The sequence below is a fragment of the Vibrio sp. VB16 genome (assembly GCF_015594925.2).
GTDB lineage: Bacteria > Pseudomonadota > Gammaproteobacteria > Enterobacterales > Vibrionaceae > Vibrio.
The window spans coordinates 3,397,263-3,421,532 of sequence record NZ_CP087590.1 but is presented as its reverse complement, the minus strand read 5'-3'; the positions used below and the strand labels follow the sequence as shown (position 1 = coordinate 3,421,532).

Genomic DNA, 24,270 nt, shown 5'->3' with positions numbered 1-24,270 from the left:
TTATTGTCGCGATGAATTAGTCTACCTGCACGTCAATAATCGGTCGACTAAAAGCGCGATAACCCGCTTGAATATCATCTTCAAGTACTCGATCGTGTGAGAGGATAGGAAGCTTATCCAGAGCAAAAAATCCAATCTCTGAGATTTCAGTATTCTCAATAAAATCGCCTTTTACGGCTTCAGCAACAAAAAAGAGTTTGTAGATAGTGGTTGGAAATTTGGGTTCATATGCATGACTATCTCTATCGATAACAGCGTACAGGCGGCAATTTTTTATAATGTAACCAGACTCTTCTCTTACTTCACGAATTACGCCCTCCATGGGGGCTTCGTTCTGGTCAGCCCAACCTCCAGGTAGCGTCCATTTTCCGTCTGATTTCTCTTTCACTAATAACACGTTATTGTCTTTAATTACGCAGCAGCGCACATCCACTTTTGGTGTGGCATAACCTTTTTCGGGAAAAAAGAATTTTTCAATGGTCGCGATGTCTACGTCACTATACTTTGCGTAAAGCTCATGGCTTATCTGCTCTAGTCTTTCGTATCGTTCTTTATCAAAAGGGTCTTTAACATAGTGAAGGCCCGTTTGAGCAATCGCGTGGATTTCTTTTATTAGTGAGTGCATGAGTTATTCCAGCATCAAAAGAGATAACTATGATAGTTAATGTATATTATTAAGCCGGAATATGGTTCACAAAAAAAGAAAAGCCGATGCATGAGGCATCGGCTTTTGGTTTAATCAGAGTTTTGATTAATGGTCGTGAGCGGCACCAGAACCTTTAGGGTAACGGATAGACTCAACTAAATCTTGAACGTCTTGCGGTACTTCTGCCGTGAATTTGTTTACAACAATAGACACGATGAAGTTCACACACATACCTAATGTACCGATACCTTCTGGGCTAATACCAAACAACCAGTTATCAGACACGTTTGCTGCTGGGTTGATAAACTTGAAGTAGACGATATAAGCCGTTGTAAATACGATACCAGAAAGCATACCTGCGATAGCACCTTCTTTATTCATCTTCTTATAGAAGATACCCAAGATGATTGCTGGGAAGAAAGAGGATGCTGCTAAGCCGAAGGCAAAGGCCACAACCTGCGCTACAAAGCCTGGTGGATTAATACCTAGATAACCTGCACAGACAATCGCGAAGAAGGCGGCCATCCTAGCGGCAAACAACTCCTGTTTATCCGTCATATTTGGCCTAAACCCTTTCTTCAATAAATCATGGGATATCGAAGTTGAGATGACCAGTAATAAACCTGCTGCTGTAGATAGTGCTGCTGCCAAGCCACCAGCGGCCAGTAAGGCAACGACCCAGTTTGGAAGCTGAGCTAACTCAGGTGACGCCAGTACAATGATATCTCGGTTGATTTTCATCTCGTTGCGTTCATCGCCAGAGTAGAACATCTTACCGTCACCATTCTTATCGTCCCATGCGACTAGACCCGTATTTTCCCAGTTTTTGTACCAAGTTGGTGCATCAGTACCTTGGACTCCTTGCATATCTGGTCCATTGATTGTCTCTATCATGTTCACACGAGCAAACGCAGCCACTGCTGGCGCTGTTGTGTAAAGTATAGAGATGAATATTAATGCATAACCGGCAGAGATACGCGCATCAGATACTTTAGGAACCGTAAAGAAGCGAATAATTACGTGAGGTAATCCCGCGGTACCAACCATTAGAGCCGCACAGATAAAGAATACGTCAACCATACTCTTCGACCCATCGGTATAGGCTGTAAAACCAAGCTCTTGTGTTAGTCCATCAAGTTTGTCTAATAGGTAAACGTCACTGCCTGTCACGGTAGAACCGAACCCAAGTTGCGGAACTGGAGAGCCGGTCATCATAAGAGAGGTAAAGATTGCTGGAACCATGAAAGCAAAGATAAGTACGCAGTACTGAGCGACTTGAGTATAGGTAATACCTTTCATGCCACCTAAAACAGCATAGAAGAAAACCACACCCATTCCGATGATGATACCCATATTGATATCAACTTCTAAGAAGCGAGCAAATACTACCCCTACGCCACGCATCTGACCTGCGACATAAGTGAACGATACGAAGATTGCACAAAATACGGCCACCATTCGAGCGGTTCTTGAGTAATACCGGTCACCGATAAAATCGGGCACGGTAAATTTACCAAACTTACGTAGGTAAGGTGCAAGACAAAGCGCAAGTAGTACGTAACCACCTGTCCAGCCCATTAGGTATACACCACCATCGTAACCGATGAATGAAATGATACCTGCCATTGAAATAAACGATGCAGCTGACATCCAGTCTGCCGCCGTTGCCATACCATTTGCGATTGGGTGAACACCACCGCCCGCAATGTAGAACTCACTTGTTGAGCCAGCGCGAGCCCAAATTGCTATGCCGATATATAGTGCAAATGTAATACCGACAAGAATAAACGTCCAAGTTTGAATATCCATTTCTAAAGCCTCTTAATCTTCCTGTACGTTATATTTCTTATCGAGCGCATTCATGCGCGCAACGTAAACAAAAATCAACACTACGAATGTGTAGATTGAACCTTGTTGAGCGAACCAGAAACCTAATTTGAAGCCACCAATTTTGATAGTATCTAGAGCGTCTACAAATAAAATTCCAGCGCCAAATGACACTAGGAACCATATTGCGAGCAGTGAGCCCATGATTTTTAGGTTTTCCTTCCAGTAGGCTTGAGCGTGATCCGAGGATTCGAATGACATTGCCTTCTCCTTCCGTTTAGTTATTGGGTGTTAACAAACTGTTACGGAATATAGATTAGCAGTACTCTAAAAATATCTCAGTGCAACTTTAGTCGAGCGAGGAAATAAGAAAACGCCCGTATTTAGGGCGTTTATGATAGGTCGGTTATAAAAAACGTATGTTAACAATTTATTAACATAGCCTAAGGTCTAATACTCTACACCTAAGGTCTAACTCTCAAATTCAAGGTGTTGAAGAAGAATGACCGCTTGGGTTCTATTCTGTACACCTAATTTACGGAAGATGGCGGTCATATGGGCTTTGATCGTCGCCTCGGAGACACTTAATTCATATGCAATTTGCTTATTTAGCAGGCCATCCGACAGCATGCCAAGTACTCGATATTGTTGGGGGGTAAGTGACGCGAGTTTTTCTGCAAGATCAGTATTAACATTACTGTTTTTGAGAAGCTCTTCTGGGAAGAAAGGGTCACCGTTTAATACTTGATTTAGAGCGCTAATAAGAGCGCGCATATCGCTTGATTTTGGAATGAATCCAAAGGCACCATGGGTTTTCACCTGGGCGACAACATTTGGTTCCTCGTTTGCTGAAATGACCACAATAGGCAGATCTGGGTACTCAGCTCTTAACTGAATAAGGCCTGACATGCCATTAGTACCTGGCATTTTTAGATCGAGTAAAAGGAGGTCGGGTTCCGCCTCTTTGTTGAGCAAACTTAATAAAGCTTCAAGCGAGTCCGCTTCGAGTAAATTTGCACCACTGATCGCCATGTGCACAGACTGAAATAATGCATTTCGGAACAGTGGGTGGTCATCAGCTATGATGATGGTATAAGTCGATTCCATGACGTTAGGGGCTCTTTATAATTTAGTTTAATAATAGCTTCAAAATCAAGTATTGTATGCTTTGTGGCAATGAACAATATTTGTACGCTAAATTTCTGAACAGTATCGACTTTTAGGCGATAATTAGTGATGGCGATACATGAAATTACGGTTTTTTGCGATGTTGTTTTGCTAGATGAATCAGAAATATGACGAAGTTGAAATGATCGAGAAAGATTCGTAAGGCACATGAACGCAACAGAGGGTGTTGCGGTCATGTTTTTGTCGGCGTATTTACCACATCGTATTCGATGAGTTCTTGCAAGTTGTAGACAGAATTAGTTGCCGATGATTTGGTTTTCTAGATGCGTAAGAAACGGTTCTGCTTCGACAAAACCTGTTAATCTTGCGTTGGTGACATAGTTACCATTTGCGTCCCAAAAATCGACGGTTGGTAAGCCCATTACTTTTAGACGTTTAAACAGTTCGATATCGTCAGGACTATTCTTGGTTACGTCGGCTTGCAATAGTACAAAGTCTTTTAGTTTGTTTTCTACCTCTGGCGTGTGAAAGGTATATTTTTCAAATTCTTTGCAGGCCACACACCAATCGGCATAAAAGTCTAACATGACCGGTTTGTTGGCTTTATTTGCCAATACAAGTTGTTTATCTAGTTCATCGACAGAGCTGATACGAGTAAAGGTTACCTGTGGTTGGTAAGCATTCACAGACCCATCCCCAAACCATTGGTTATATACAGGCATTACCGAAGCTACCAGTCCTAAAACCGCAATAATACCGATAAAACTCTGCTTCCAACCTCCGAATTCCAAACTATTCTTAGCATGGTAAAGCCAACCAAAGGCCGCGACCCCTAGAATACCCCACAAGGTGATCGCCCACTGCTCAGGGATAATTCTTTCGATTAAGAATACGGGAGCAGCCAAAAGAATAAACCCAAATAAAATCTTAACTCTATCCATCCATGCACCAGCTCTAGGCAGTAACTTATTACCAAACACGGCCACAATAATGAGTGGAATACCCATACCCAAACCAAGCGCATAGAGCGCCACGGCACCTGTTATTAGGTCACCACTTTGTGCGACATAAAGTAAAGCGCCAGATAATGGTGCAGTGGTGCAGGGTGAGCAAACCAACCCAGAAATAGCGCCCATGGCGAATACACCAACTAGATTGCCACCTTGCTGCTTATTACTTTGTTGACTTAGCCACGTTTGAATACGGTTTGGTAACTGAATGGTGTACAAACCAAACATGGACATCGCGAGTAAGACAAACAGGATACTCAAACCGATCAGTACAAATGGATGCTGCAGCGCCGCTTGAAATTGAAGTCCTGCCGAGGCGACAACCAGACCAAGTAAGGTGTAGGTTAGTGCCATGCCTTGAACATAAACGAAGGAAAGACCAAATGTTCTTGCTGGGCTGAGTTTTCCGCTGCCCAATACAATGCTAGTAAGGATAGGGTACATAGGGAAGACACATGGTGTAAACGCCAAGCCAACACCGAGCGCTAAAAACATGAGAGGCGTCCACCAACTATCCGCTAGGCTTCCGGCAAGTTCAGATTCTTTACTTAATGATGATGTTTTCTTTGCGAAGCTAGCTTCTAAATTTGCGGTATTGCTCTTTATAGAGTTAGCAATTGCCGCCGGAGTATTTGTTTGTGAAATCGGTTTTAGATCAATTATTTTTGTTTCTGGTGGGTAACAAAAACCTGCTTTTGCACAACCCTGATATTGGACGATAAGTTTCGCCCCGTCATTAACAGAAAGCAAAGGAACCTTAACGCTTAAAGGTTCGGTATAGATATTGACCGACCCAAAGAATTCATCTTTATATGGCGTTCCATCGATGATATTTAATGCATCAATTTGGGCGTTTTCGACACTAATGGAGAGGCGTTGTTGATATAGGTAGTAACCTTCCAGCACATCCCATTCGAGATGAACCGTATCCCCTATTTGACTTGCATAAAAAGGAAAGGCTTGTTGGACCGTAACAAAATCAGAATTGTTATTACTAAAGCCGACACCTGAACTCGATGAGCTATTACTATCAAAAAGTGCGAGAGCTGAGCCAGAAAATGAGAGTAATCCAATAAGTACTAAGGTGAAAAAAACGCGCATATAAGTAACTACTAAGCCAAATAAGATAAAGATAAGACCGAGCAAGGTCTATAAAGGTTTCATCATACTAGAGAATAGTTGAAAAAATAGTGAATAAACTAACATGAACAAAAATAAAGGAGACCGAAGCCGCCTTTATTTTTGGGTTATGTCAGTAAGAATATAGCGTTAATCGTAGCGCTTCGCCTTGTACTGGGGTGTTATTAAGTTTTCTACAGAGAATATTTCGTCTAGCTGCTCGGCGGTTAGTAGGCCTCTTTCAAGTACAACTTCGCGGACATTCTTGCCTGTTTCGGCACAAATTCTCCCTACAATATCGCCCTCATGGTGGCCAATATACGGGTTTAGGTAAGTGACTATACCAATAGAATTGAATACAAAATTTTCACACACTTCTTTGTTGACGGTGATGCCATCAATGCACTTGTCACGTAGGTTAACGCAGGCATTTTTTAATAGGTCTAATGATTCGAACATGCTCTGAGCGATAACCGGTTCCATGACGTTAAGTTGGAGTTGCCCACCTTCTGCGGCAAATGCAATGGTGGTGTCATTACCCATCACTTTAAAGCAGACTTGGTTGACCACTTCAGGCACAACTGGATTGACTTTTGCTGGCATAATCGAAGAGCCCGCTTGGAGTTCAGGCAGGTTTAACTCGTTAAAGCCTGCACGCGGGCCCGATGAGAGCAATCGTAGGTCGTTACAGATCTTCGACAGTTTCACTGCGAGTCGTTTTAGCGCACTGTGCGCCATGACATAAGCACCGCAGTCTGACGTCGCTTCTATCAAGTCTTCAGCAGGGACACAACGGTATCCTGTCACGTCAGCGAGGTGCTTAACGGCGAGTACTTGATATCCGCTTGCGGCGTTCAAACCTGTACCGATGGCCGTTGCTCCAAGGTTCACCTCTAACAATAACTCAGCAATGTATTTTAGATTGCGGATCTCTTCGTTGATGGTTACAGACCAAGCGCGAAATTCCTGACCTACGGTCATCGGCACTGCGTCTTGAAGTTGAGTGCGTCCCATTTTGATAACCGAATTAAACTCTGCATTTTTTAGATCGAATGCACCTTTGAGGTACTCGACGGCTTCAATAAGGTGATAAATACTGGTGTAAACCGCAACGCGGAATCCTGTCGGGTAGGCGCAGTTAGTTGATTGGCTTTTGTTGACATGATCGTTTGGATTGATAAATTCGTATTGACCTTTTTCTTTGCCCATCAACTCCAAAGCAACATTGGCGATCACTTCGTTGGTATTCATATTAACGGAAGTGCCGGCACCACCTTGAAAAACATCGGATGGAAACTGATCCATACACTTGCCCGTTTGCAAAATAAGGTCACAGGCTTTAATGATATGGTTGGCAACATCACTAGGAAGAACACTAAGTTCTTTGTTTGCTAGAGCCGCTGCTTTTTTTGTCATTATCATTCCGCGTACAAATTCAGGCACGTCGGATATCGTATTGTTTGAGATATTAAAGTTTTCTATCGCACGGAGTGTATGAATTCCGTAATAAGCATCAATAGGGACGTGGCGTTCGCCGAGGAGGTCGTGTTCAATTCTTGTGGCGGGCTTTGCTTTTGGCGCTGTTTTATTTAGTTTGTTCATAGTTTACCCTCGGATGATTATTCCAAAAAATAATGAATGACTGGCCATTTCTGCTTTGTAAAATGTTTTTGATAGTCTTATTAGTATAAAACCCTTGTGATCTTTGAGGTAAATCATACTCAAATTGTATTACAAAAATAGCCGTTCGGTCATATTTCTGCTTTGTATTTTGTAAAATAGCCATCATTTGCATTAATACGGTAAAATATCGTAATTGCACTGTTGGCTTTATGGTTTTGCAAGTAAACTAAATAACCAAACTTATTGACCAAATTTATAGTTGGAGAGCGTGTGTTTCCTATTTTATTGTTGCTTTTTATCTGTGTCCCTATTATCGAAATAGGCCTATTTATTCAAGTTGGTGGGTTTCTTGGATTGTGGCCTACCATAGCGTTGGTGCTTGTTACTGCATTTGCTGGTGCATCGCTTGTGCGCAGTCAAGGTATTGCGACACTCATGTCAGTGCAGGGACGCTTGCAACAAGGTGAGATGCCGGCTCAGCAAATTATTGAGGGAGTTATGTTAGCGGTCGCAGGCGTGCTTTTATTGACACCTGGCTTTATGACTGACGCACTTGGAATGCTTGTTTTATTGCCTGCACCTCGAGCAAAAATGGCGAAAGAGCTGATGAAAAGAGTCAAGGTTAATACGATGGCAAGTGGTGGCGGTTTTCACGCACAAAGTGGATTTGGTCAAAGTCCGTTTGGACAAGATCCTTTCCAACCACCCCGTGATGATGGTAATACTTTCGAAGGAGAGTATGAAAAAAAAGATGATGACGAGAATGATGGATCAAATAATCGCCTGAAATAGATTCTTTGGCTTCTAGGTACGGCAACCTAGAAGCTTATTCTTTCTTTATTAAATCGCACCTTCAAATCCTAATTGACGCCATGCTTCAAAGGCAATAATGGCAACGGCATTAGACAGATTCAAGCTTCGGCTATCTGGCATCATAGGGATACGGATTCTCTGCTCTAACGGTAAGCTTTCAATTAGCTCTGCGGGTAACCCACGCGTTTCGGGGCCGAATAGTAACACATCATTCTTTTGGAATTTTGCGTCTACATGATGACCTGTAGTCTTGGTTGTACAAGCAAAAATCCTGAATGGCCCTTCACGTTCATTTTCTAAGTAATCCATAAACGCCGCCAGATCCTTATGCCTCTTTACTCTTGCAAGGTCGTGGTAATCCAAACCTGCTCTGCGCACTTTTTTCTCTTCCAGATCGAAGCCTAATGGTTCAATAAGGTGCAAGTTTGCTCCGCAGTTGGCGCTTAAGCGGATGATATTACCGGTATTTGGGGCGATTTCTGGTTCAAATAGTGCGATGTCTAGCATGATTATCAACGTAATTGGTTGCTGGAAGAGCGAGTATAACTAGGGTCAGTTCGGTTTCAAAGAAGAACTGATCCTATTTAATCTGAACTCGGTATAACAAATATGAATCGTGTTTAGGTTATGCCTCTGTTGGTAGGGTAATGGTGATTTTTAACCCCCCTAGAACGCTTTTTTCTGCGCGAATGGTGCCGTTATGTTGGCGTACTGCACTTTCAGTTATCGCGAGACCTAATCCTGCCCCGCCTGAATGTCTATCTCTCGCTGTGGACACTCGATAAAAAGGTCTAAAGATGTCAGTAAGCTCTGCTTCTGGTACGCCATCACCATCATCTTCAACACAGATAGAAAGTGTATTGTTGACTTGAGTGAAACCGACGCGAATAGAAGTATGGCCGTAATGAATAGCGTTGCGAACAATGTTTTCAATGGCACTCATCAATAGGTTTGGATTGCCAGTAATGGAGCAGTTAGGCATTTGGCTATAGATTAATGATTTCTCTTTTTGTTCCGCTTCAAATTGAGCGTCTGCAATAATTTCTTCCCAAAGGGTCGCTGCTGAATGGGTCTCTCTTACTTGATGACTATTCACTTGCATACGAGACAGTTCTAATAACTCGCTGATCATTTTTTCTAATCGCTCAGCTTCCGTATTGATGCGTGTTAACTCTGCTGATTCACCCTGTTTTCTCGTCGCTAAAGCGTTCGCCATTCTTAAGCGAGTGAGGGGAGAACGGAGCTCGTGAGAAATATCAGAAAGTAACCTTTGGTGACCTGATATCATTTGATTAATGGCCAATACCATCTGATTGAAAGCTGCACCAGCTTCACGAAACTCAGAACTTCCTTTTTCTAGGTTTGGGTCCTCAACAAACTCGCCATTAGCGACTCTTCTCGCCGCATTTTCAAGTAGGCGAGCGGGTTTGCTTAATGCATAAGCTAACCAAAGGAGTAAGGGAGTGCTGATAAACATGACGAGTAGCAGGAGGTGGATGGGTTGATCAAATAATTGAAGCAGAAATGGCGGGGGTTGATCCCACTCTCCAGCGATATATAGAAGCACGTGTTGATTTGCAATTGTCACGGGCATTGGGCCCACTACCATGAAACGACCATATAACCTTTGCTGAGGTTTATCTAGTGACTCTAAACTCGTTATAAAGTTTTGAATTGCACGTCGTTGCATTCGACCATTGATGCCAATAAGGTTACCACTAAGGTCAGAAAAATAGACCATCGCTTTTCCCTCTTTGTTCGGGCCTTTCATTTTTCTATTCACTCTAGACAGTACATCATCAATGGAATGATCATGTCGGTACTTATCTTCAAGGTGTTTGGCAAAGCTTGAAAGTCTTTCAATATTATTTTGTTGGATACGATGCGTTTGCCTTGGGTCTGAGTCCTGCACAAGCAGTACAGCGATTAAGACCAAGAGCATGGTGAACCAAAAAATGGCAAAGATCCGACCATAAAGGTTGGATATTTTTGGGAGTCTCATTACCCCTCCTCAACGAGAAGATAGCCACGTCCTCTTAGGGTTTTTATGCGCGGTTTTCCATCGCTACGCTCTGGTAATTTTTTGCGAAGGTTGGATACATGCATATCGATTGCTCGGTCAAATGGCGCCAAACGTTTACCCAGAACATCTAGGCTCAAAACCTCTTTTGTTAAGGATTCACCGGGGTGTTGGATAAAATGGGTAAGTAGTGCGAATTCGGTTGTCGTTAATTCCAAAAGTGTTTCGCCAACATAAGCTTCCTGTTTTCCGGGGTAAACTTTGATGTTTTGATATTCGATATAGTCAGTAGATTTTGAGGCCGCGTTTGTCTGTGTTCGTCTAAGAATGGCTTTAATTCGAGCGAGCAGTTCTCGGTCACTGAATGGCTTAGAGAGATAGTCATCTGCCCCCAGCTCTAGGCCGATGACCCTATCTATTTCTTCGCCTTTCGCTGTGAGCATAAGAACAGGAATCTGCCAAGATTCACGTAATTTTTTTAGCATATCCATGCCATTCATTCTAGGCATCATGACATCTAACAGTATGAGGTCAATCTTGTCATTTACGGCGGCAAGTCCAGCCTCACCATCGTTAGCTTCGGTAATATTGAAGCCCTCAAATGTAAGTACTTCCTTTAACAGACTTGTAAGTTCTGTGTCGTCATCAACTAATAAGATATTGGCCATTACTGCTACCCCTAATGCATTTGTTACGTTCAGTATGATTGATCTTACCTATAAACTTAACTACTTGTTTTGTCTTTACGCTTTTTTACGCTTTCTAGACGTTACTTTACTGTGCAGCCTCTATTCTATGCTTAACCGCTGTGAAGGCAGCAACCTAAAAAGAATAACGTGAGGAATAACCGATGAAAACAACGAAAAAACTAGTCATTGCGGCAGCTGCCCTTCCTATGCTTTTTGCAACAGCAAGTGCATTTGCATTTGGTGGTAAAGGTGGTTCAGATATGGACGGCCATCACGGCAAATTTAGAAGTTTTGATAAAGGCTTGATTCGCCAGTTAGATTTAACGGAAGAGCAGAAAGATCAATTTCGCGATTTACGCGAAGCGAAACGTGACGAAATGCAAGCTGACCGCGACACAAACAGAGAAGCACGCCAAGCTGAGATGCGAGCACAACACGCAGCAACGCAAGACCTCGTATTAGCTGCAGATTTTGATCAGGCAAAAGCGGAAGAACTTGCTGCGTCTATGGTTGAGAAGCAAACCGAGCGCCGTGTAAAGATGTTAGCTACTCAACATGAAATGATGAGTATTTTAACGGATGAGCAAAAAGAACAGTTAAAAGAATTGCAAGCAGAGCGTATGGATGAAATGTCTGAACGTATGGGAAAGGGTAAAGGCAGAAACAAATAATACTTTGTTCATTTAGTTATCCTACCGCCTAACAAAAAGCAGCATTGTGCTGCTTTTCTTCGTGTTACCTTCTGTAAAAATAAAATGATACCCAAGTCACAAAATCATGGCTATAATCCAAGTAAATCTTCCTAAATTGATCTGATATGAAAGAAGAATACGCTCGCTTGGTCTCAATGGCAGCATGGATGGCGACCGGAGTTGCGACATTACTTCTGATAGTTAAACTGGCCACCTGGTGGGTTACGGGCTCAGTTAGTCTATTAGCATCACTGATTGATTCGTTACTGGATTTAGCAGCATCTGGTGTGAATCTAGTTGTCATTCGATATGCCCTTCAACCCGCGGATGAGCAGCATACATTTGGTCATGGTAAAGCGGAGTCTTTAGCAGCATTGGCTCAAGCGATGTTTATCTCTGGATCCGCCTGTTTTCTTATCCTTAATGGTGTTGACCGATTCTTCCGTCCGCACGAATTGACCTCTCCAGAATACGGTGTCTATGTAAGTCTATTTGCTACCATTGTTACTGCAGGGTTAGTCATGTTTCAAAAGCATGTAGTGAGAAAAACAGGAAGCCAAGCAATATCAGCCGACTCGTTACATTATCAGACAGATATATACATGAATATTGCGATCATGGTTGCGCTCGGTTTGAGTTATTTTGGTGTGAATCAAGCGGATGCAACGTTTGCCGTTGGTATTGGGGTCTTTATATTGATTAGCGCCATTAAGATGGCATTAGAGGCAGTACAATCTTTATTGGATAGGCAGTTACCAGAAGACGAACTCAATACAATCCGTGAAGTGGCGATGTCCGTTGAAGGCGTTTTGGGTGTGCATCAGTTAAGAACACGGATGGCAGGACCGGTAAGATTTATTCAGCTACATTTAGAATTGGAAGACAATATGATATTGATTCGAGCTCATGAGATCTCTGATGAGGTTGAAGAACGACTGACTAATGCTTTTCCAAGGGCGGATGTATTGATTCATCAGGACCCTTATTCTGTTGTATATGGATCTGAAAAAGGGCAAAAAGAACTGGGTTGGTAAATTTCTTTCAGAAATTACATCAACAAGAATGACTATTTTGAGCTATCTTTTGTTTGAATGATGGAAACTGAAACTGATTCTGATGTGAATCAACTAAGTTATCGTACAAAATGTAATACTCTTTCATAATTGAAAAAAACACATCATTTACTGGCTCACTAAGACGCAAGAAAGCGCAATGAGCGGGTATAGAAAATGACTATTAAAAATTCTGCCGATATTGTTATTTAGTACATGAAGTAATGACAATTGGGTAATTAAAATTTGTAAATTTGATTTGAAAATCGAGGGTGAGCATGATTAAGAAGATTGGTGTTTTGACAAGTGGCGGAGACGCCCCTGGGATGAACGCAGCCATTCGTGGCGTAGTCCGTACCGCACTTACTGCGGGTGTCGAAGTCTATGGTATCTACGATGGCTATCAAGGCTTATACGAAGATCGCATTGAAAAGTTAGACCGTTCTAGTGTTTCTGACGTGATTAACCGTGGTGGTACGTTCTTGGGTTCTGCACGTTTTCCAGAATTCAGAGAAGTCGCTACGCGTGAAAAAGCGATTGAGAACTTGAAGAAACATGGCATTGAAGCTCTCGTTGTTATTGGTGGTGATGGTTCTTACATGGGAGCGAAGAAGCTGACTGAGATGGGCTACCCATGTATTGGTTTGCCAGGCACTATCGACAACGATATTGCGGGAACTGACTACACGATTGGCTATTTGACCGCGCTTAATACCGTTATTGATAGCATTGACCGTCTGCGTGATACATCATCGTCGCACCAGCGTATCTCTATTGTTGAGATTATGGGTCGTCACTGTGGTGATTTAACCTTGATGGCTTCGATCGCTGGTGGTTGTGAGTACATCATCACTCCAGAACAACCTTGGAGTAAAGAAGAGCTAATTGAGAGCTTACAGAACGGTATCGCCAAAGGTAAGAAGCACGCAATTATTACGCTTACAGAGCTAATGATGGATGCCAATGAGCTTGCAAGAGATATCGAAAAAGCGACGGGGCGTGAAACTCGAGCCACTGTTTTAGGCCATATTCAACGTGGTGGTCGTCCGACGGCGTTTGACCGTGTGTTAGCTTCTCGTATGGGTAACTATGCCGTTCATCTTCTATTGGAAGGCGAAGGTGGTCGTTGTGTTGGTATTCAGAAAGAGCAACTTATCCACCATGATATTATCGATGCTATCGAGAATATGAAACGTCCAGTTCGTACGGACTTATATAAAGTTGCAGATGAATTATTCTAAGATTTAATTAGAGAATACTTGAAACGGCCATTAGGAGACTAGTGGCCGTTTTTTTTCGTCCTAAGTACCTTCTAAGACATAGATGTAGGAAGGATTATCGACTGTCTGCTTTGCTGGCGGGCTTTGGTGACGTCAAAAAACAAAAAAGCCAGCCGAGGCTGACTTTAATTACCATTAGGCTAGAAAGCCCAGATGATATGCTTAATTAAGCTTTTGCTTTTGCTGCTGCTTTAGCGATTGCTGCAAAGCCTTTTGCATCAAGTGCTGCACCACCAACTAGCGCGCCATCGATGTCAGGCATGCCGAAGAGTTCTGCTGCATTGCTATCTTTAACAGAACCGCCGTATTGGATAACAAGATTTTTAGCGACTTCTTCACTTGACTGAGCGATGTGAGCTCGGATAGCAGCATGAATGTCTTGAGCTTGTTCAGCCGTTGCTGCTTTGCCAGTACCGATTGCCCAGATTGGTTCGTAAGCAACGATAGCGCCGTTTAGTGCTTCAACGCCTTGAGTTTTGATGACTGCGTCGAGTTGACGAGCACATACCGCTAATGTTTCACCAGCTTCGTTTTGTGCATCAGACTCACCAATACAAAGTACAGGTGTTAGGCCATTTTCTTTAAGGAATGCAAATTTCTTAGCAACAAACTCATCAGATTCGTTGTGGTATTCACGACGTTCTGAGTGACCGATAATGATGTGAGTAGCACCAAAGTCTTTAAGCATTTCTGGAGACATATCACCAGTGAATGCGCCACTGTTTTTTAGGTCAGTATTTTGAGCGCCAAGGATGATTTTGCTGCCACCCTCTTTGATTACGCGCTCTGCCAGGTCAACATAAAGTGCTGGTGGAGCCACTGCAACGTCAACACCAGTTACGCCTTCAAGCTCAGCGTTAAGTCCGTTTAGTAGCTCAGTTACCATTGCTTTGCTACCGTTAAGTTTCCAGTTACCCATAACTACAGGATGACGCATAAGAATATCTCCAAAAAGTAATTAATGTAAAAAATAAACAATATTTCGAAAGAATATAACAGATAAAGCCCGTCAGATCATGACACGAATCATTTCTTCATCGAATCTTTGATTTTTGAACGGGACGGTTGTTAATCAAATTTGATCCAGCATACAAAATAATAGCTAAACTTTAGGAATTTGCTTGGATTGCTGTATTTTGAATCAATCTGACTTAAGGATAAATAACTAATGCCAAATATAATATTGGAATACACTAATTCCGTCGAGGACAGAGTGAACATTCAAGGGTTATTGGAAGATCTCCATCAGGTAGCGTTGAGCTGTGGTCTGTTTCAAGCTGATGATGTGAAATCTCGCGCGTTGAGATGCCATCATTGGTTGATTGGCGAGCATGATGATAGCGAAGGTTTTATTCATATTACCTTTGAGATGTTAGCTGGGCGGTCAGATGAACAAAAAAAGAGTCTGTCTCATGAGCTTATTGATGTTCTTACTGCTCAGGCTGGAACGGTAAAAAGTTTATCGGTGAACATACGTGATATGGATAGAGGTACCTTCCAAAAGGTACTTAATTAAATGTAAGGTAAACATTGATGTCAATCTCTGAACTGCTGTTTTCATTTCGAGGAAGAGTAAGTCGTCGAACGTTTTGGTTGTGGAATGCGTTCTATTTTTTGATGATTATAACTGTCGCCACTTTGGTGAAAAAATTGTTTCCTGAATCGGATAGCATGGTGTTGCCTACGATTTTAGTTTTGTTGGTTATTCCCGATTTGGCGATAACGGCAAAGCGTTGGCACGATAGAAATAAGTCGTTGTATTGGTTAGGGTTGCATGTGCCTTTGGTCTTAACTCGATTCATGGTTCCTTTAGCTGGTGTCGAAAACGCATTTCAACCGACTATGTTTCAGTCGGCTATGTCTCTTTCTGCGATGGCATGTGGGGCGTGGATTTTTGCTGAATGTGGGCTGTTTGAAGGCGATAAGAAAGAGAACCAATACGGCTCTTGTCCAACAAGGTAAGCCTATAAACTCAATGGCGCGGAACGAAAGGAATGATTTCTGCGCTACGCTTAGTCGATTGATCGCCTTCTAAAACCTCATGCATTTTAAATACCTGCAAGCTTAGTTCGCGAGCTAATACTATATTGATGTGATAGGGGTTTTTGCAGTGGCTAATTACGCGATCTATATGACTCTGTTGTGCTCGCAATCTGGGTTCCATCTCTTCTGAAGCGCAAGTTATCGCTTGCTCGCAGGCTTTGCGTTTGAGTTGCTCGAACTCTTTCGGGTTGTTTTGAGCCAATTCGACCAGTTCATCAAAGGATGGGAGTGTTTGTTCATATTGAGCTTGATCCATAAGCTCCACCTTTATACTTAACTACAGATTACATTATATAAGTGTAGCCAATAAAATGAGATCTGATAAGTAAACGGTATCCGACTAAATAATCAGCGATCTAACCTTTTGCTTCTTGAATGTGATAAACACACCTTCTATCGTTTTTGATAATGTGTTCGGTACGGATGATCGTACAATTTTCGCCAAGCAATTGTTGAAACACATTGAGCTCAGATTGACATAAGCTAGGGCAGTTTTGTGCGGCTTTACAGATTGGACAATGGTTCTCGATTAAGACGAAGCCATTCTCGTTTTCTGTTAGTTCTGCCATATAGCCATCATCTTCACGCAGTTGTTTCAGTTGTTGTAACTTACTTTTAAGGCCATTACATTCTGATAGCGCTTGACCGTATTTCTCCAACGTCTGTTTTTCTCTTTCTAATGCGATTTTTTTTATGCCATCTTCACCAAAAAGTGTTCCGACAGCTTCGATGACTTGAACCGTTAGCTCACCGTGGCGATCAGAAAATCGCTCATGTCCTTTCGGAGTGAGCTGCCAATGACGGGTAGGGCGTCCTATTTTTACTTTTAGATCAAAATACTCAAGTAAACCGTTCTCTTCTAACGCTTGTAAGTGTTGTCGAGCACCCATGCTCGTCATATCCAGGTCTTCGGACAGTTTTTTTGCCGTCAAAGAACCTTCTCTTTTGAGTTTTTGTAATATTCTATCCGCTGTTTTCACCGAAAGTACCTAAGGTTATGCCCGTAACTTATAACTACAGCTTTCATTATGAATAAAGTAATTAATAAAGCAAATTCTTAACTAACCTATGTTTAGGTTAACTAACCGACAAATGAAAAAGCGCAGCTAAAATAGCTGCGCTTCGTGATGCGTGTGGTCAAATTAGAGAATGAAGTCTTTAATTTCAGGGTCTTTACGATCCAAATAGTGGATAGACTTGATGCGACGAATCGTTCTACAGCGACCTCTAATCACTAGGGTTTCCGTTGTGGCAATATTGCCTTTGCGAGTGATCCCTTCGAGTAAGTCGCCTTTCGTGATCCCCGTTGCTGAGAAAACAACATTGTCACTAGATGCCATGTCTTCCATTTTCAATACAACACGTGCCTCAACGCCCATCTCCTTGCATCTAGCCAGTTCTTGGTTACCATGGATACGATTGTCTTCGGTATCACCTTTTACTTCCTGACGTGGCAGCAGACGGCCTTGCATGTCACCATCAAGTGCGCGAATAACAGCAGCGGATATAACTCCTTCTGGAGCGCCACCAATACAGTACATAACATCGACTTCGCTATCGGGCATACAAGTAAGAATAGACGCCGCGACATCACCATCTGGAACAGCAAATACGCGGACACCCATCTCTTGCATCTCTTTAATTATTTTGTCGTGACGTGGTTTAGCTAAGGTTGTCACCACTAAGGTATTTAGAGGTTTTCCCATTGCTTTGGCGATATTCTCTAAATTTTCTGTTAGTGATTTATCTAAGTCGATAGCGCCTTTTGCTTGTGGGCCAACCACGAGCTTTTCCATGTACATGTCAGGTGCTTTAAGAAAACTGCCTTTTTCACCAGCGGCGAGGACAGTCAACGCGTTTGCTTGACCCATTGCGGTCATGCGAGTGCCTTCAATAGGATCGACTGCAATATCTACAGCATCGCCACCTAACCCAACATGTTCCCCGATGAACAGCATTGGTGCATCATCGATTTCACCTTCACCGATAACAATTTCGCCTTCTATCTCTGTTTTGTTGAGTAGCGTACGCATTACCTCAACAGCGGCCCCATCTGCGGCGTTTTTATCACCACGTCCAAGCCAATGATAACCAGCAAGCGCGGCACCTTCGGTTACACGAGAAAATGCCAATGCTAAATCGCGTTTCATGACTACTCCAAATCAGTAAAAAAGAGGTAAAAAATTTGCGGGGATTCTATCATACAAAATAGTAAACGTTTGCCTTTTTGGCCCTGTTTAATTGGTCACTTGGCTTGATTGCGTAGAAGTATATATTTAGGTAGGTTGAGAGCGATATGAGCATTGACGGAACACGTAAAAACTCAGGATAATGCCGCTTGGTGCTCTAAAAATGAGCATGTAACTCAAAAATCATGATATTAGACGTGTTTATATTGAAAAGCGTGAGTAGAATGAAGCTATTCGTGACTGAATTATCTTTTAGTCAACCAGAACAAAAGTAAAGGTAGAATGTATGTCTTTAGAAGTGCTAGAGCAGTTAGAAACAAAAATCCAAACAGCCGTTGATACCATCACTCTATTACAGATGGAATTAGAAGAAGTTAAGCAAAAAAACCAAGGTTTGGAGCAAGAAACAACGTCACTAAGAGATAACTGTTCAAACCTAGAGCAGCAAAACCAGCAGATGCTCGAAGAGCATGAAGCTTGGCAGCAAAGAATTCGCATTTTACTAGGTAAAATGGAAGACGTAGAGTAACGTTTTCTCGTCTGAACAATAGTAAAGAGATTATCAGAGCGGTGGCGCACTGGTACTCTCTTTTCGATGGTCTATCAGAGTATATAAAATAGCGGCAGTCTATTTTATATACATCAAGTAGTACTTCTAACATTATTTGATGCGGATGATTTGGTCCTTAAGCATTATGGCGTCTTCCTAATACAACAACTATTACTTCTTAATGAGTAAAAATAATAGTGTTGGAGAGGTGGCCCGTGAATAAAATCAATCGTAATTTATATTGGGTGTGTTGCAGTTTATTGCCAACGGTATGTTTGGCTGAAGGCGAACAAAGCCCATCAAACCAATCTCAACAAGAAGAGCCTCAAAAAAGAATCCAAACAGTGGCGGATGTATTTGAGCAGCCCGGCGTATTAACGCCACGGGGTACCTTCGTCTTAGACGCCTCATTTAATTATTCTCAGAACTCATCAAACAAAGTTTCTATCGTAGGATATACAATTTTGCCAACGTTAATCGTTGGGCGAATAGAGGTCAGTGACTCAGATCGGACTACTATCACCGTAGGACTAACGGGGAGATATGGTATTACCAATCGACTTGAAGCTGAAGTACGTATTCCGTGGGTTTATCGAAATGATCAAATTTCTACGCGGCCAATTCAAGACGGCGCCTCTGATGATACAGAAGTATTGACGTTAGATGGCTCTGCCATGGGAGATATAGAAGCGGCATTGCGTTATCAATTAAATATGGACAGCGCGCCATTTTGGGTTGCTGGGTTAAAGGTTAAATCGACAACGGGTAAATCCCCCTATGATTTGGAGCTTGATACAACAACCAATACGTTTACCGATGTCCCAACGGGATCGGGTTTTTGGAGTGTTGAACCAAGTTTGACAATGATTTATCCGACAGACCCTGCGGTTCTGTTTGTGAATCTTGGTTATATATACAATTTTGAGGATACGGTGGATTTTGGTGACAGTGAGGCAGAAATTGCTCTAGGTGATACGATCTCTTTAGGGGCTGGGATGGGTTTTGCTGTTAATCCTAATTTTTCTTTTTCTCTCGGTCTTGCTCACAAAACCATCCTTAAAAGTGAAGTCAATGGGGCTAGTGCTGATAGTGCTCAACTGTTGCAACTGGATACGATAAGCTTTGGTGCCAACTTGGCCATTAATCCGAAATTATCGGTAAACGTAAGTGCTGCAGCAGGACTGACAGAAGATACACCTGATTTTCAACTAACAATCAGGGTACCTTATAGTTTCTAGAGTGGAAGTGTTAACCATCCGGTAATCAAAACAAATCGTGTTGATCGCGGCATTTATGGCAGGCTTAACATGATCGCATCGTCTAACTTCATTCTTAATTGTGAACTCTGTAATATTATTGTTCCAGGTGCATTTATATCAACGACAGTTGATATTCCAAGTACACTATTGTTTACGGTATTTTGAATAATGTTGTTGATGGTGTCGGAACTGTTAATCACTGGTTTCGCAGATTGAGTCGTGTTTGCTAAATGTTGTTTAGTTATTTTATGCTGCTCGTCCTCAAGTTGAGAAATATCCTCAAATTGATTTCCAGAACCATTTTGAATAACATTAGTCATGCCTGTTTCACTCGTCGCTTTTTGAGTATCTAGCTCAACTTGTCCATTTTTAATCAAAAGGTTAGCAATGTGTGAATTGAAAAAAGTTCTACCATTTAAAGATGTAGTGATACTAATACCGATATTTATGAACCGATTAGACGGAAAGCTAAAACCCCCTCGATACTGACTTAATTCGGTGTTGGATAGTGGCACTCCTACATCTTTGATGGACATTGCAGATGCAGGTAAGGTACATAGCAACAGCGAAATGCTAAAGATTCTTAAACCTTGTTTTTTCATAACGCGTTCCTTTTTAGTTTTCACCCGATTCTCGGAGTGTCGTGCTAAAAATACCGAGTGAATCACGAGCTACCGCAGAATTAACAGGTGATGGTGTATAAATTGCAAAGCTGTCATCAAATATAAATGACGCTTTCCCTTTTTCAGCATGGTTCTTTATGAGAAGAATTATCCCTTGATAGTAGCGATTAAAATCTTCTACACGCATCTTTACTGTTCCTCTTGATGGGTCACCAATAATGACATGTTCTGAATTTATGCCCTTAACCAATACAAAGTGCATATAGCCATCAAAATTAACTAAGGTAATACCGGGAACGCCAACCTTCTTTATTTTGGTGGTGCTCAACTGAAATCCATCAGCATCAAAACCAATACCTTCTAAGTACTGTTTCATGTCTAAGAGTGAGAACCCTTCTTGCTTGATACGCTCTTGATCACCTTTATCAAACATTACCGTAAATATAGTTTCTTCGTTTGAAGGCGTTTGATAGTGATAAGAAAGTAATGAAGCTAAGGCAGCAGAACCACAGCTAAAGTCATATTTTTGGCGAAGTACATCGCCAAATAATTGTTCTTGATAACTTTTTACAACAACATTATAAACCCCTCTGTTTGGGAGGTAATCTAATGCAAGGGTTGAGGTGCTTAAAAGCACCGCAACCCAAGTTAATAAGAAATATTTCATATTCATCAATGCAACGTTAAGTTCACGACAGTTGAGTTTTGAATAACAACATTGTTACCCGTATTTTGAATGACATTCGAAATACCAGAACTGTTGCTTAGTGAACCATTAGTAATAACATTATTACCAGAGTAGGTTCCCAATGCATTGTTGCCAACACTAGAGCCATCGAGTTCAGATGTCGCTGAAACATAATCAATATCGACTAGATATTGACCACCTCGAGAGGTTTCCAATTCTTCTTCAGAGATAACTGCGTCATCAGGAAGCAATAATTGGTCTGCAAAAGATGGTGCCGAAAGCATAGTGCCTATTAGCAATAGCGCTGTACGCATGACTTTCTCCAAATCTCTTATGGCATAATTGTCGCGTTGGTAGATACCGATTGTTGAATTGAAGATGCATTACCGGCATTTTGAGCTGCTGTTGTAATACCCGCTGCAGCATTAAATGAACCATTAATGTTATTTTGTTGACTCACTGACATTGCGTTTCTATCTCTGTCACGTCCACCAACTTCGAGACCAAATAAAGCGAAGTCTGCGTCAGTATCGGTAACACCGTAAGAAACGGTGGCTCCAGATACACTCGAATCCATATCGGAATAGTTCACTACAGCAGTAAGATCAATATCGATAGTGCTAGTGGCTGTATTCGTCATAGAGTCGTTATCCCAAGATTGAGATTGGAGGGTATTATGACTTAATACATCGTTATAGCTGTCGTCTGTATTGCCAGAATCTTCCACATTACCAGAATCGTCCACATTACCTACATCATCGACGTTTCCGAAATCTTCGGCATTATAGTCATTATTGCTGTCGTATTGGTCATTGTCAGAGTTACCAACATTTTGAAGATCATTATCACTAAGAAGCTCAGTGTTATTGTCACTTAATAGACTGATATCATCATTATCGATACCAATATCATCAGCATTAATATCATCTATAGCGTAGACCGATCCAGAAGTGAATGTAAAAGCGAGAATAGACATAGCTAGAGTTGTTTTGTTAAATTTCATGATTGTGCTCCATATTTTATTGAGTTACTTCTTTGTATTGTTAACTTATAAAAGTATATTGCTATTTATTGTTGCGCTTACCTATCTGAGGTAGGTAATGTTGAGTATAGGGAAAAAGCAAAACATTAAAGTCTCATAAATGAGAACCTAATTTGCAATGAGGTTTTTTATTTAGGGGATGTAATTTATTTCATTTTAACTGTATGAAAAATATTGATAATTTTGTAATTTTTTATAAAAGTATTAGATGGTTGTGTTTATTGGTTGTTAGAAGTGCTGTTTTTTGAGTACTTGTTTTTTGTGATATAAACTTTTTTATTAGTAGTGTTGAATTGGAGTAAATTCTTATATTTACCCATATGTATCATTAAAATTAACCCACTGTAATTCAAGAGTTAATTTTAATGATATGTTTATTGAAAGATCTATTTTAATTGGACTGAATACTCTTAAGTATTTGTATTTATTGTTGTTATCATTATTCTTTAACGCTGATTGTTTTATGCGATTTCGGTTTTATGATATTAATTCAAATATTCGTGAAATAAATGCAACAAGTCTTGAGATGGAGGTTGATATGTTTCTATTAATGAAATTATATATTAATCATCATGTGATTTTGGATGTTAAGGTCAGCTTGGATTATACTTTGTATCAAATTTAATTAAAAAATAATTAGTGAAATTACATGTGAGTGTTATATGAATAGGTGGTGAGGATAATGTTATGCGTTATAAATTGGTTGTCGTTGGGGATGAAATATTTAAAATAAGTCTAATAAAAAAAGAACTATCAGAAATGCCAGATCTAGAAGTAGAGCATATGACTCTTAATGAACTTAAATTACATAGAGTTCAAGAAGATATTAATTTGGTTATGCTCGATTTTTCAGTACTTGAAGATGGACTTTGTAATGATTTTTTTGTAGACGGACTGGGCTACGATATACTTATATTCAGTGCTCCCAAAGGGAGTTTAGAAGAAAAAATAATGAAGTGGAAGAGCGTTAAAGGGGTGCTTCCGTACACTGCTCCTATAGAGCACCTTAGGAAAAGTGTTCACCACATTTTGAGTGGCGGTATGTGGATGCCTCGTAACTGTTTAGAAAAAATGGTGAGGTATTATAGGCACCCAAGTGTGTTTGCTAATACCTTACAGCTAGACTTTACAAAAAGAGAGAGACAAATCCTGTCTCATATTGCAAATGGCCAATCAAATCAGCAAATTGCTAACGATTTATTTTTAGCAGAAAGTACAGTTAAAACGCATATTTATAAACTCTACAAGAAAATGAACGTACATTGCCGTCATGATGCGTTAGAGCAACTTAAAGGGAATGATTGGGCCAGTTTATGAATGAGATTGTCGTTGTTATAAATTAAAAAAGCCGCCGAGTCGGCCGCTTTTTATATGGATACGATGTAATATCTGAAGAATAGTTTTGACGAATTACTTAGCGCTCAAAATCGTCATCGTCAGTTTCAACGTCAATTTCTTCAATAATCTCTAGATCTGCGTCTAATGGTTCTGGAGAGATAATAATACCGGTATTGTCAGCATAAAGATAATCTTCAGGTAAAAAGGTTACGCCCCCAAAGTTGACAGGAACGTCTATCTCACCAATTTGCTGACTTGCTGCGCCAACAGGGATTGATGCGAGAGCTTGAATGCCAATGCTCATATCTTCTAACTCATCGATTTCTCTAACACAGCCATAAACAACAATGCCTTCCCAGTCATTATCTTCTGCCAAAGTAGCAATTTCCGCGTCAATTAGAGCCCTACGTAATGAACCACCACCATCGATTAATAGAATGCGACCAGCGCCATCTTCTTCTAATATGGAACGTATAATACCGTTATCTTCAAAGCATTTTACGGTAGTAAGTTGACCTGCAAATGAGGCACTTCCACCAAAGTTACTGAACATTGGTTCTACTACATCGACTTGGTCTGAGTAAATATCACAAAGTGCAGAGGTGTTGTATTCCATATGCGTTGTCTTCTATTCGCTAC

27 protein-coding genes are annotated in these 24,270 nt (G+C 41.2%); 9 read left to right on the top strand and 18 right to left on the bottom strand.

Annotated elements, in window-relative coordinates; all coding sequences use genetic code 11:
• Window positions 1-16 precede the first annotated feature (16 nt).
• The 6 genes from IUZ65_RS15595 to aspA form a co-directional block, all read right to left on the bottom strand.
• A complete protein-coding gene (locus tag IUZ65_RS15595; protein WP_195704580.1) occupies window positions 17-625 on the bottom strand; it encodes an NUDIX hydrolase in 609 nt (202 codons plus the stop codon).
• Between the two features lie 126 nt (window positions 626-751).
• The gene (locus tag IUZ65_RS15590; RefSeq protein WP_195704579.1) at window positions 752-2,455 is read right to left on the bottom strand and encodes a sodium:solute symporter family protein; all 1,704 of its coding nucleotides are present in this window, start codon (window positions 2,453-2,455) and stop codon (window positions 752-754) included.
• Between the two features lie 12 nt (window positions 2,456-2,467).
• A complete protein-coding gene (locus IUZ65_RS15585) occupies window positions 2,468-2,734 on the bottom strand; it encodes a DUF4212 domain-containing protein (RefSeq protein ID WP_195704578.1) in 267 nt (88 codons plus the stop codon).
• Window positions 2,735-2,944: 210 nt separating this feature from the next.
• Window positions 2,945-3,580, bottom strand: a complete 636-nt coding sequence (locus tag IUZ65_RS15580) for a response regulator (RefSeq protein ID WP_195704577.1) — start codon at window positions 3,578-3,580, stop codon at window positions 2,945-2,947.
• A gap of 317 nt (window positions 3,581-3,897) precedes the next feature.
• On the bottom strand, window positions 3,898-5,712 hold the full coding sequence (locus IUZ65_RS15575; RefSeq protein WP_195704576.1) for a protein-disulfide reductase DsbD: 1,815 nt from the start codon (window positions 5,710-5,712) through the stop codon (window positions 3,898-3,900).
• Window positions 5,713-5,880: 168 nt separating this feature from the next.
• Window positions 5,881-7,332 (bottom strand): aspartate ammonia-lyase, encoded by a 1,452-nt coding sequence (gene aspA / locus IUZ65_RS15570; protein WP_195704575.1) that lies wholly within the window; start codon window positions 7,330-7,332, stop codon window positions 5,881-5,883.
• Between the two features lie 291 nt (window positions 7,333-7,623).
• Between aspA and IUZ65_RS15565 the strand changes: the two genes are divergently transcribed.
• On the top strand, window positions 7,624-8,145 hold the full coding sequence (locus IUZ65_RS15565) for an FxsA family protein (RefSeq protein ID WP_195704574.1): 522 nt from the start codon (window positions 7,624-7,626) through the stop codon (window positions 8,143-8,145).
• Between the two features lie 48 nt (window positions 8,146-8,193).
• Here the strand turns inward: IUZ65_RS15565 and IUZ65_RS15560 are convergent, their stop codons facing one another.
• The 3 genes from IUZ65_RS15560 to IUZ65_RS15550 form a co-directional block, all read right to left on the bottom strand.
• Window positions 8,194-8,673, bottom strand: coding sequence for a tRNA (cytidine(34)-2'-O)-methyltransferase (locus IUZ65_RS15560; RefSeq protein ID WP_195704573.1), 480 nt, complete (start codon window positions 8,671-8,673; stop codon window positions 8,194-8,196).
• A 118-nt stretch (window positions 8,674-8,791) separates the two neighbouring features.
• A complete protein-coding gene (gene cpxA, locus IUZ65_RS15555) occupies window positions 8,792-10,168 on the bottom strand; it encodes an envelope stress sensor histidine kinase CpxA (RefSeq protein WP_195704572.1) in 1,377 nt (458 codons plus the stop codon).
• Entirely contained in the window at window positions 10,168-10,854 is a 687-nt protein-coding gene (locus IUZ65_RS15550) for a response regulator (RefSeq protein ID WP_195704571.1), read from the bottom strand. Before IUZ65_RS15550 ends, cpxA begins: the two co-directional genes overlap by 1 nt.
• Before the next feature lie 182 nt (window positions 10,855-11,036).
• Between IUZ65_RS15550 and IUZ65_RS15545 the strand changes: the two genes are divergently transcribed.
• From IUZ65_RS15545 to pfkA, 3 genes are all read left to right on the top strand, one after another.
• Complete coding sequence (locus IUZ65_RS15545; RefSeq protein ID WP_195704570.1) at window positions 11,037-11,546, top strand: CpxP family protein; 510 nt, start codon at window positions 11,037-11,039, stop codon at window positions 11,544-11,546.
• A 146-nt stretch (window positions 11,547-11,692) separates the two neighbouring features.
• The gene (gene fieF, locus IUZ65_RS15540) at window positions 11,693-12,601 is read left to right on the top strand and encodes a CDF family cation-efflux transporter FieF (protein WP_195704569.1); all 909 of its coding nucleotides are present in this window, start codon (window positions 11,693-11,695) and stop codon (window positions 12,599-12,601) included.
• Window positions 12,602-12,897: 296 nt separating this feature from the next.
• Window positions 12,898-13,860, top strand: coding sequence for a 6-phosphofructokinase (gene pfkA, locus IUZ65_RS15535; RefSeq protein ID WP_195704568.1), 963 nt, complete (start codon window positions 12,898-12,900; stop codon window positions 13,858-13,860).
• A 205-nt stretch (window positions 13,861-14,065) separates the two neighbouring features.
• Here the strand turns inward: pfkA and tpiA are convergent, their stop codons facing one another.
• Window positions 14,066-14,836: a triose-phosphate isomerase gene (tpiA, locus tag IUZ65_RS15530; protein WP_195704567.1), complete on the bottom strand. Its 771-nt coding sequence runs from the start codon at window positions 14,834-14,836 to the stop codon at window positions 14,066-14,068.
• A 231-nt stretch (window positions 14,837-15,067) separates the two neighbouring features.
• Here tpiA and IUZ65_RS15525 point away from each other — a divergent pair, with 231 nt between their 5' ends.
• Entirely contained in the window at window positions 15,068-15,415 is a 348-nt protein-coding gene (locus IUZ65_RS15525; RefSeq protein ID WP_195704566.1) for a 5-carboxymethyl-2-hydroxymuconate Delta-isomerase, read from the top strand.
• Between the two features lie 17 nt (window positions 15,416-15,432).
• Entirely contained in the window at window positions 15,433-15,861 is a 429-nt protein-coding gene (locus tag IUZ65_RS15520; RefSeq protein ID WP_195704565.1) for a DUF805 domain-containing protein, read from the top strand.
• Window positions 15,862-15,871: 10 nt separating this feature from the next.
• Here IUZ65_RS15520 and IUZ65_RS15515 read toward each other — a convergent pair whose 3' ends face one another.
• From IUZ65_RS15515 to glpX, 3 genes are all read right to left on the bottom strand, one after another.
• Window positions 15,872-16,198, bottom strand: coding sequence for a DUF3135 domain-containing protein (locus IUZ65_RS15515; protein ID WP_195704564.1), 327 nt, complete (start codon window positions 16,196-16,198; stop codon window positions 15,872-15,874).
• Between the two features lie 100 nt (window positions 16,199-16,298).
• Window positions 16,299-16,922: a helix-turn-helix transcriptional regulator gene (locus tag IUZ65_RS15510; RefSeq protein WP_195704563.1), complete on the bottom strand. Its 624-nt coding sequence runs from the start codon at window positions 16,920-16,922 to the stop codon at window positions 16,299-16,301.
• Between the two features lie 162 nt (window positions 16,923-17,084).
• Window positions 17,085-18,092 (bottom strand): class II fructose-bisphosphatase, encoded by a 1,008-nt coding sequence (gene glpX, locus IUZ65_RS15505; protein WP_195704562.1) that lies wholly within the window; start codon window positions 18,090-18,092, stop codon window positions 17,085-17,087.
• A gap of 325 nt (window positions 18,093-18,417) precedes the next feature.
• Here glpX and zapB point away from each other — a divergent pair, with 325 nt between their 5' ends.
• Entirely contained in the window at window positions 18,418-18,660 is a 243-nt protein-coding gene (zapB, locus tag IUZ65_RS15500; RefSeq protein ID WP_195704561.1) for a cell division protein ZapB, read from the top strand.
• A gap of 236 nt (window positions 18,661-18,896) precedes the next feature.
• Entirely contained in the window at window positions 18,897-19,919 is a 1,023-nt protein-coding gene (locus IUZ65_RS15495; protein WP_231363594.1) for a transporter, read from the top strand.
• 53 nt (window positions 19,920-19,972) lie between these two features.
• On the opposite strand, the gene IUZ65_RS15490 is transcribed toward IUZ65_RS15495, so the two are convergent.
• Genes IUZ65_RS15490 through IUZ65_RS15475 form a run of 4 tightly spaced genes read right to left on the bottom strand, consistent with a single transcriptional unit; the run spans window position 19,973 to window position 22,254 of the window.
• Window positions 19,973-20,542 carry a hypothetical protein gene (locus IUZ65_RS15490; protein ID WP_195704560.1) on the bottom strand — a complete coding sequence of 190 codons (570 nt, stop codon included), beginning with the start codon at window positions 20,540-20,542 and terminating at the stop codon, window positions 19,973-19,975.
• Window positions 20,543-20,555: 13 nt separating this feature from the next.
• Complete coding sequence (locus IUZ65_RS15485; RefSeq protein WP_195705140.1) at window positions 20,556-21,230, bottom strand: C39 family peptidase; 675 nt, start codon at window positions 21,228-21,230, stop codon at window positions 20,556-20,558.
• A 5-nt stretch (window positions 21,231-21,235) separates the two neighbouring features.
• Window positions 21,236-21,565 (bottom strand): carbon storage regulator, encoded by a 330-nt coding sequence (locus tag IUZ65_RS15480; protein WP_195704559.1) that lies wholly within the window; start codon window positions 21,563-21,565, stop codon window positions 21,236-21,238.
• Between the two features lie 17 nt (window positions 21,566-21,582).
• On the bottom strand, window positions 21,583-22,254 hold the full coding sequence (locus tag IUZ65_RS15475) for a hypothetical protein (RefSeq protein ID WP_195704558.1): 672 nt from the start codon (window positions 22,252-22,254) through the stop codon (window positions 21,583-21,585).
• Window positions 22,255-22,980: 726 nt separating this feature from the next.
• Between IUZ65_RS15475 and IUZ65_RS15470 the strand changes: the two genes are divergently transcribed.
• Complete coding sequence (locus IUZ65_RS15470; RefSeq protein ID WP_195704557.1) at window positions 22,981-23,610, top strand: helix-turn-helix transcriptional regulator; 630 nt, start codon at window positions 22,981-22,983, stop codon at window positions 23,608-23,610.
• A 97-nt stretch (window positions 23,611-23,707) separates the two neighbouring features.
• Here IUZ65_RS15470 and rraA read toward each other — a convergent pair whose 3' ends face one another.
• Window positions 23,708-24,247, bottom strand: coding sequence for a ribonuclease E activity regulator RraA (gene rraA, locus IUZ65_RS15465; RefSeq protein WP_195704556.1), 540 nt, complete (start codon window positions 24,245-24,247; stop codon window positions 23,708-23,710).
• Window positions 24,248-24,270: the final 23 nt, after the last annotated feature.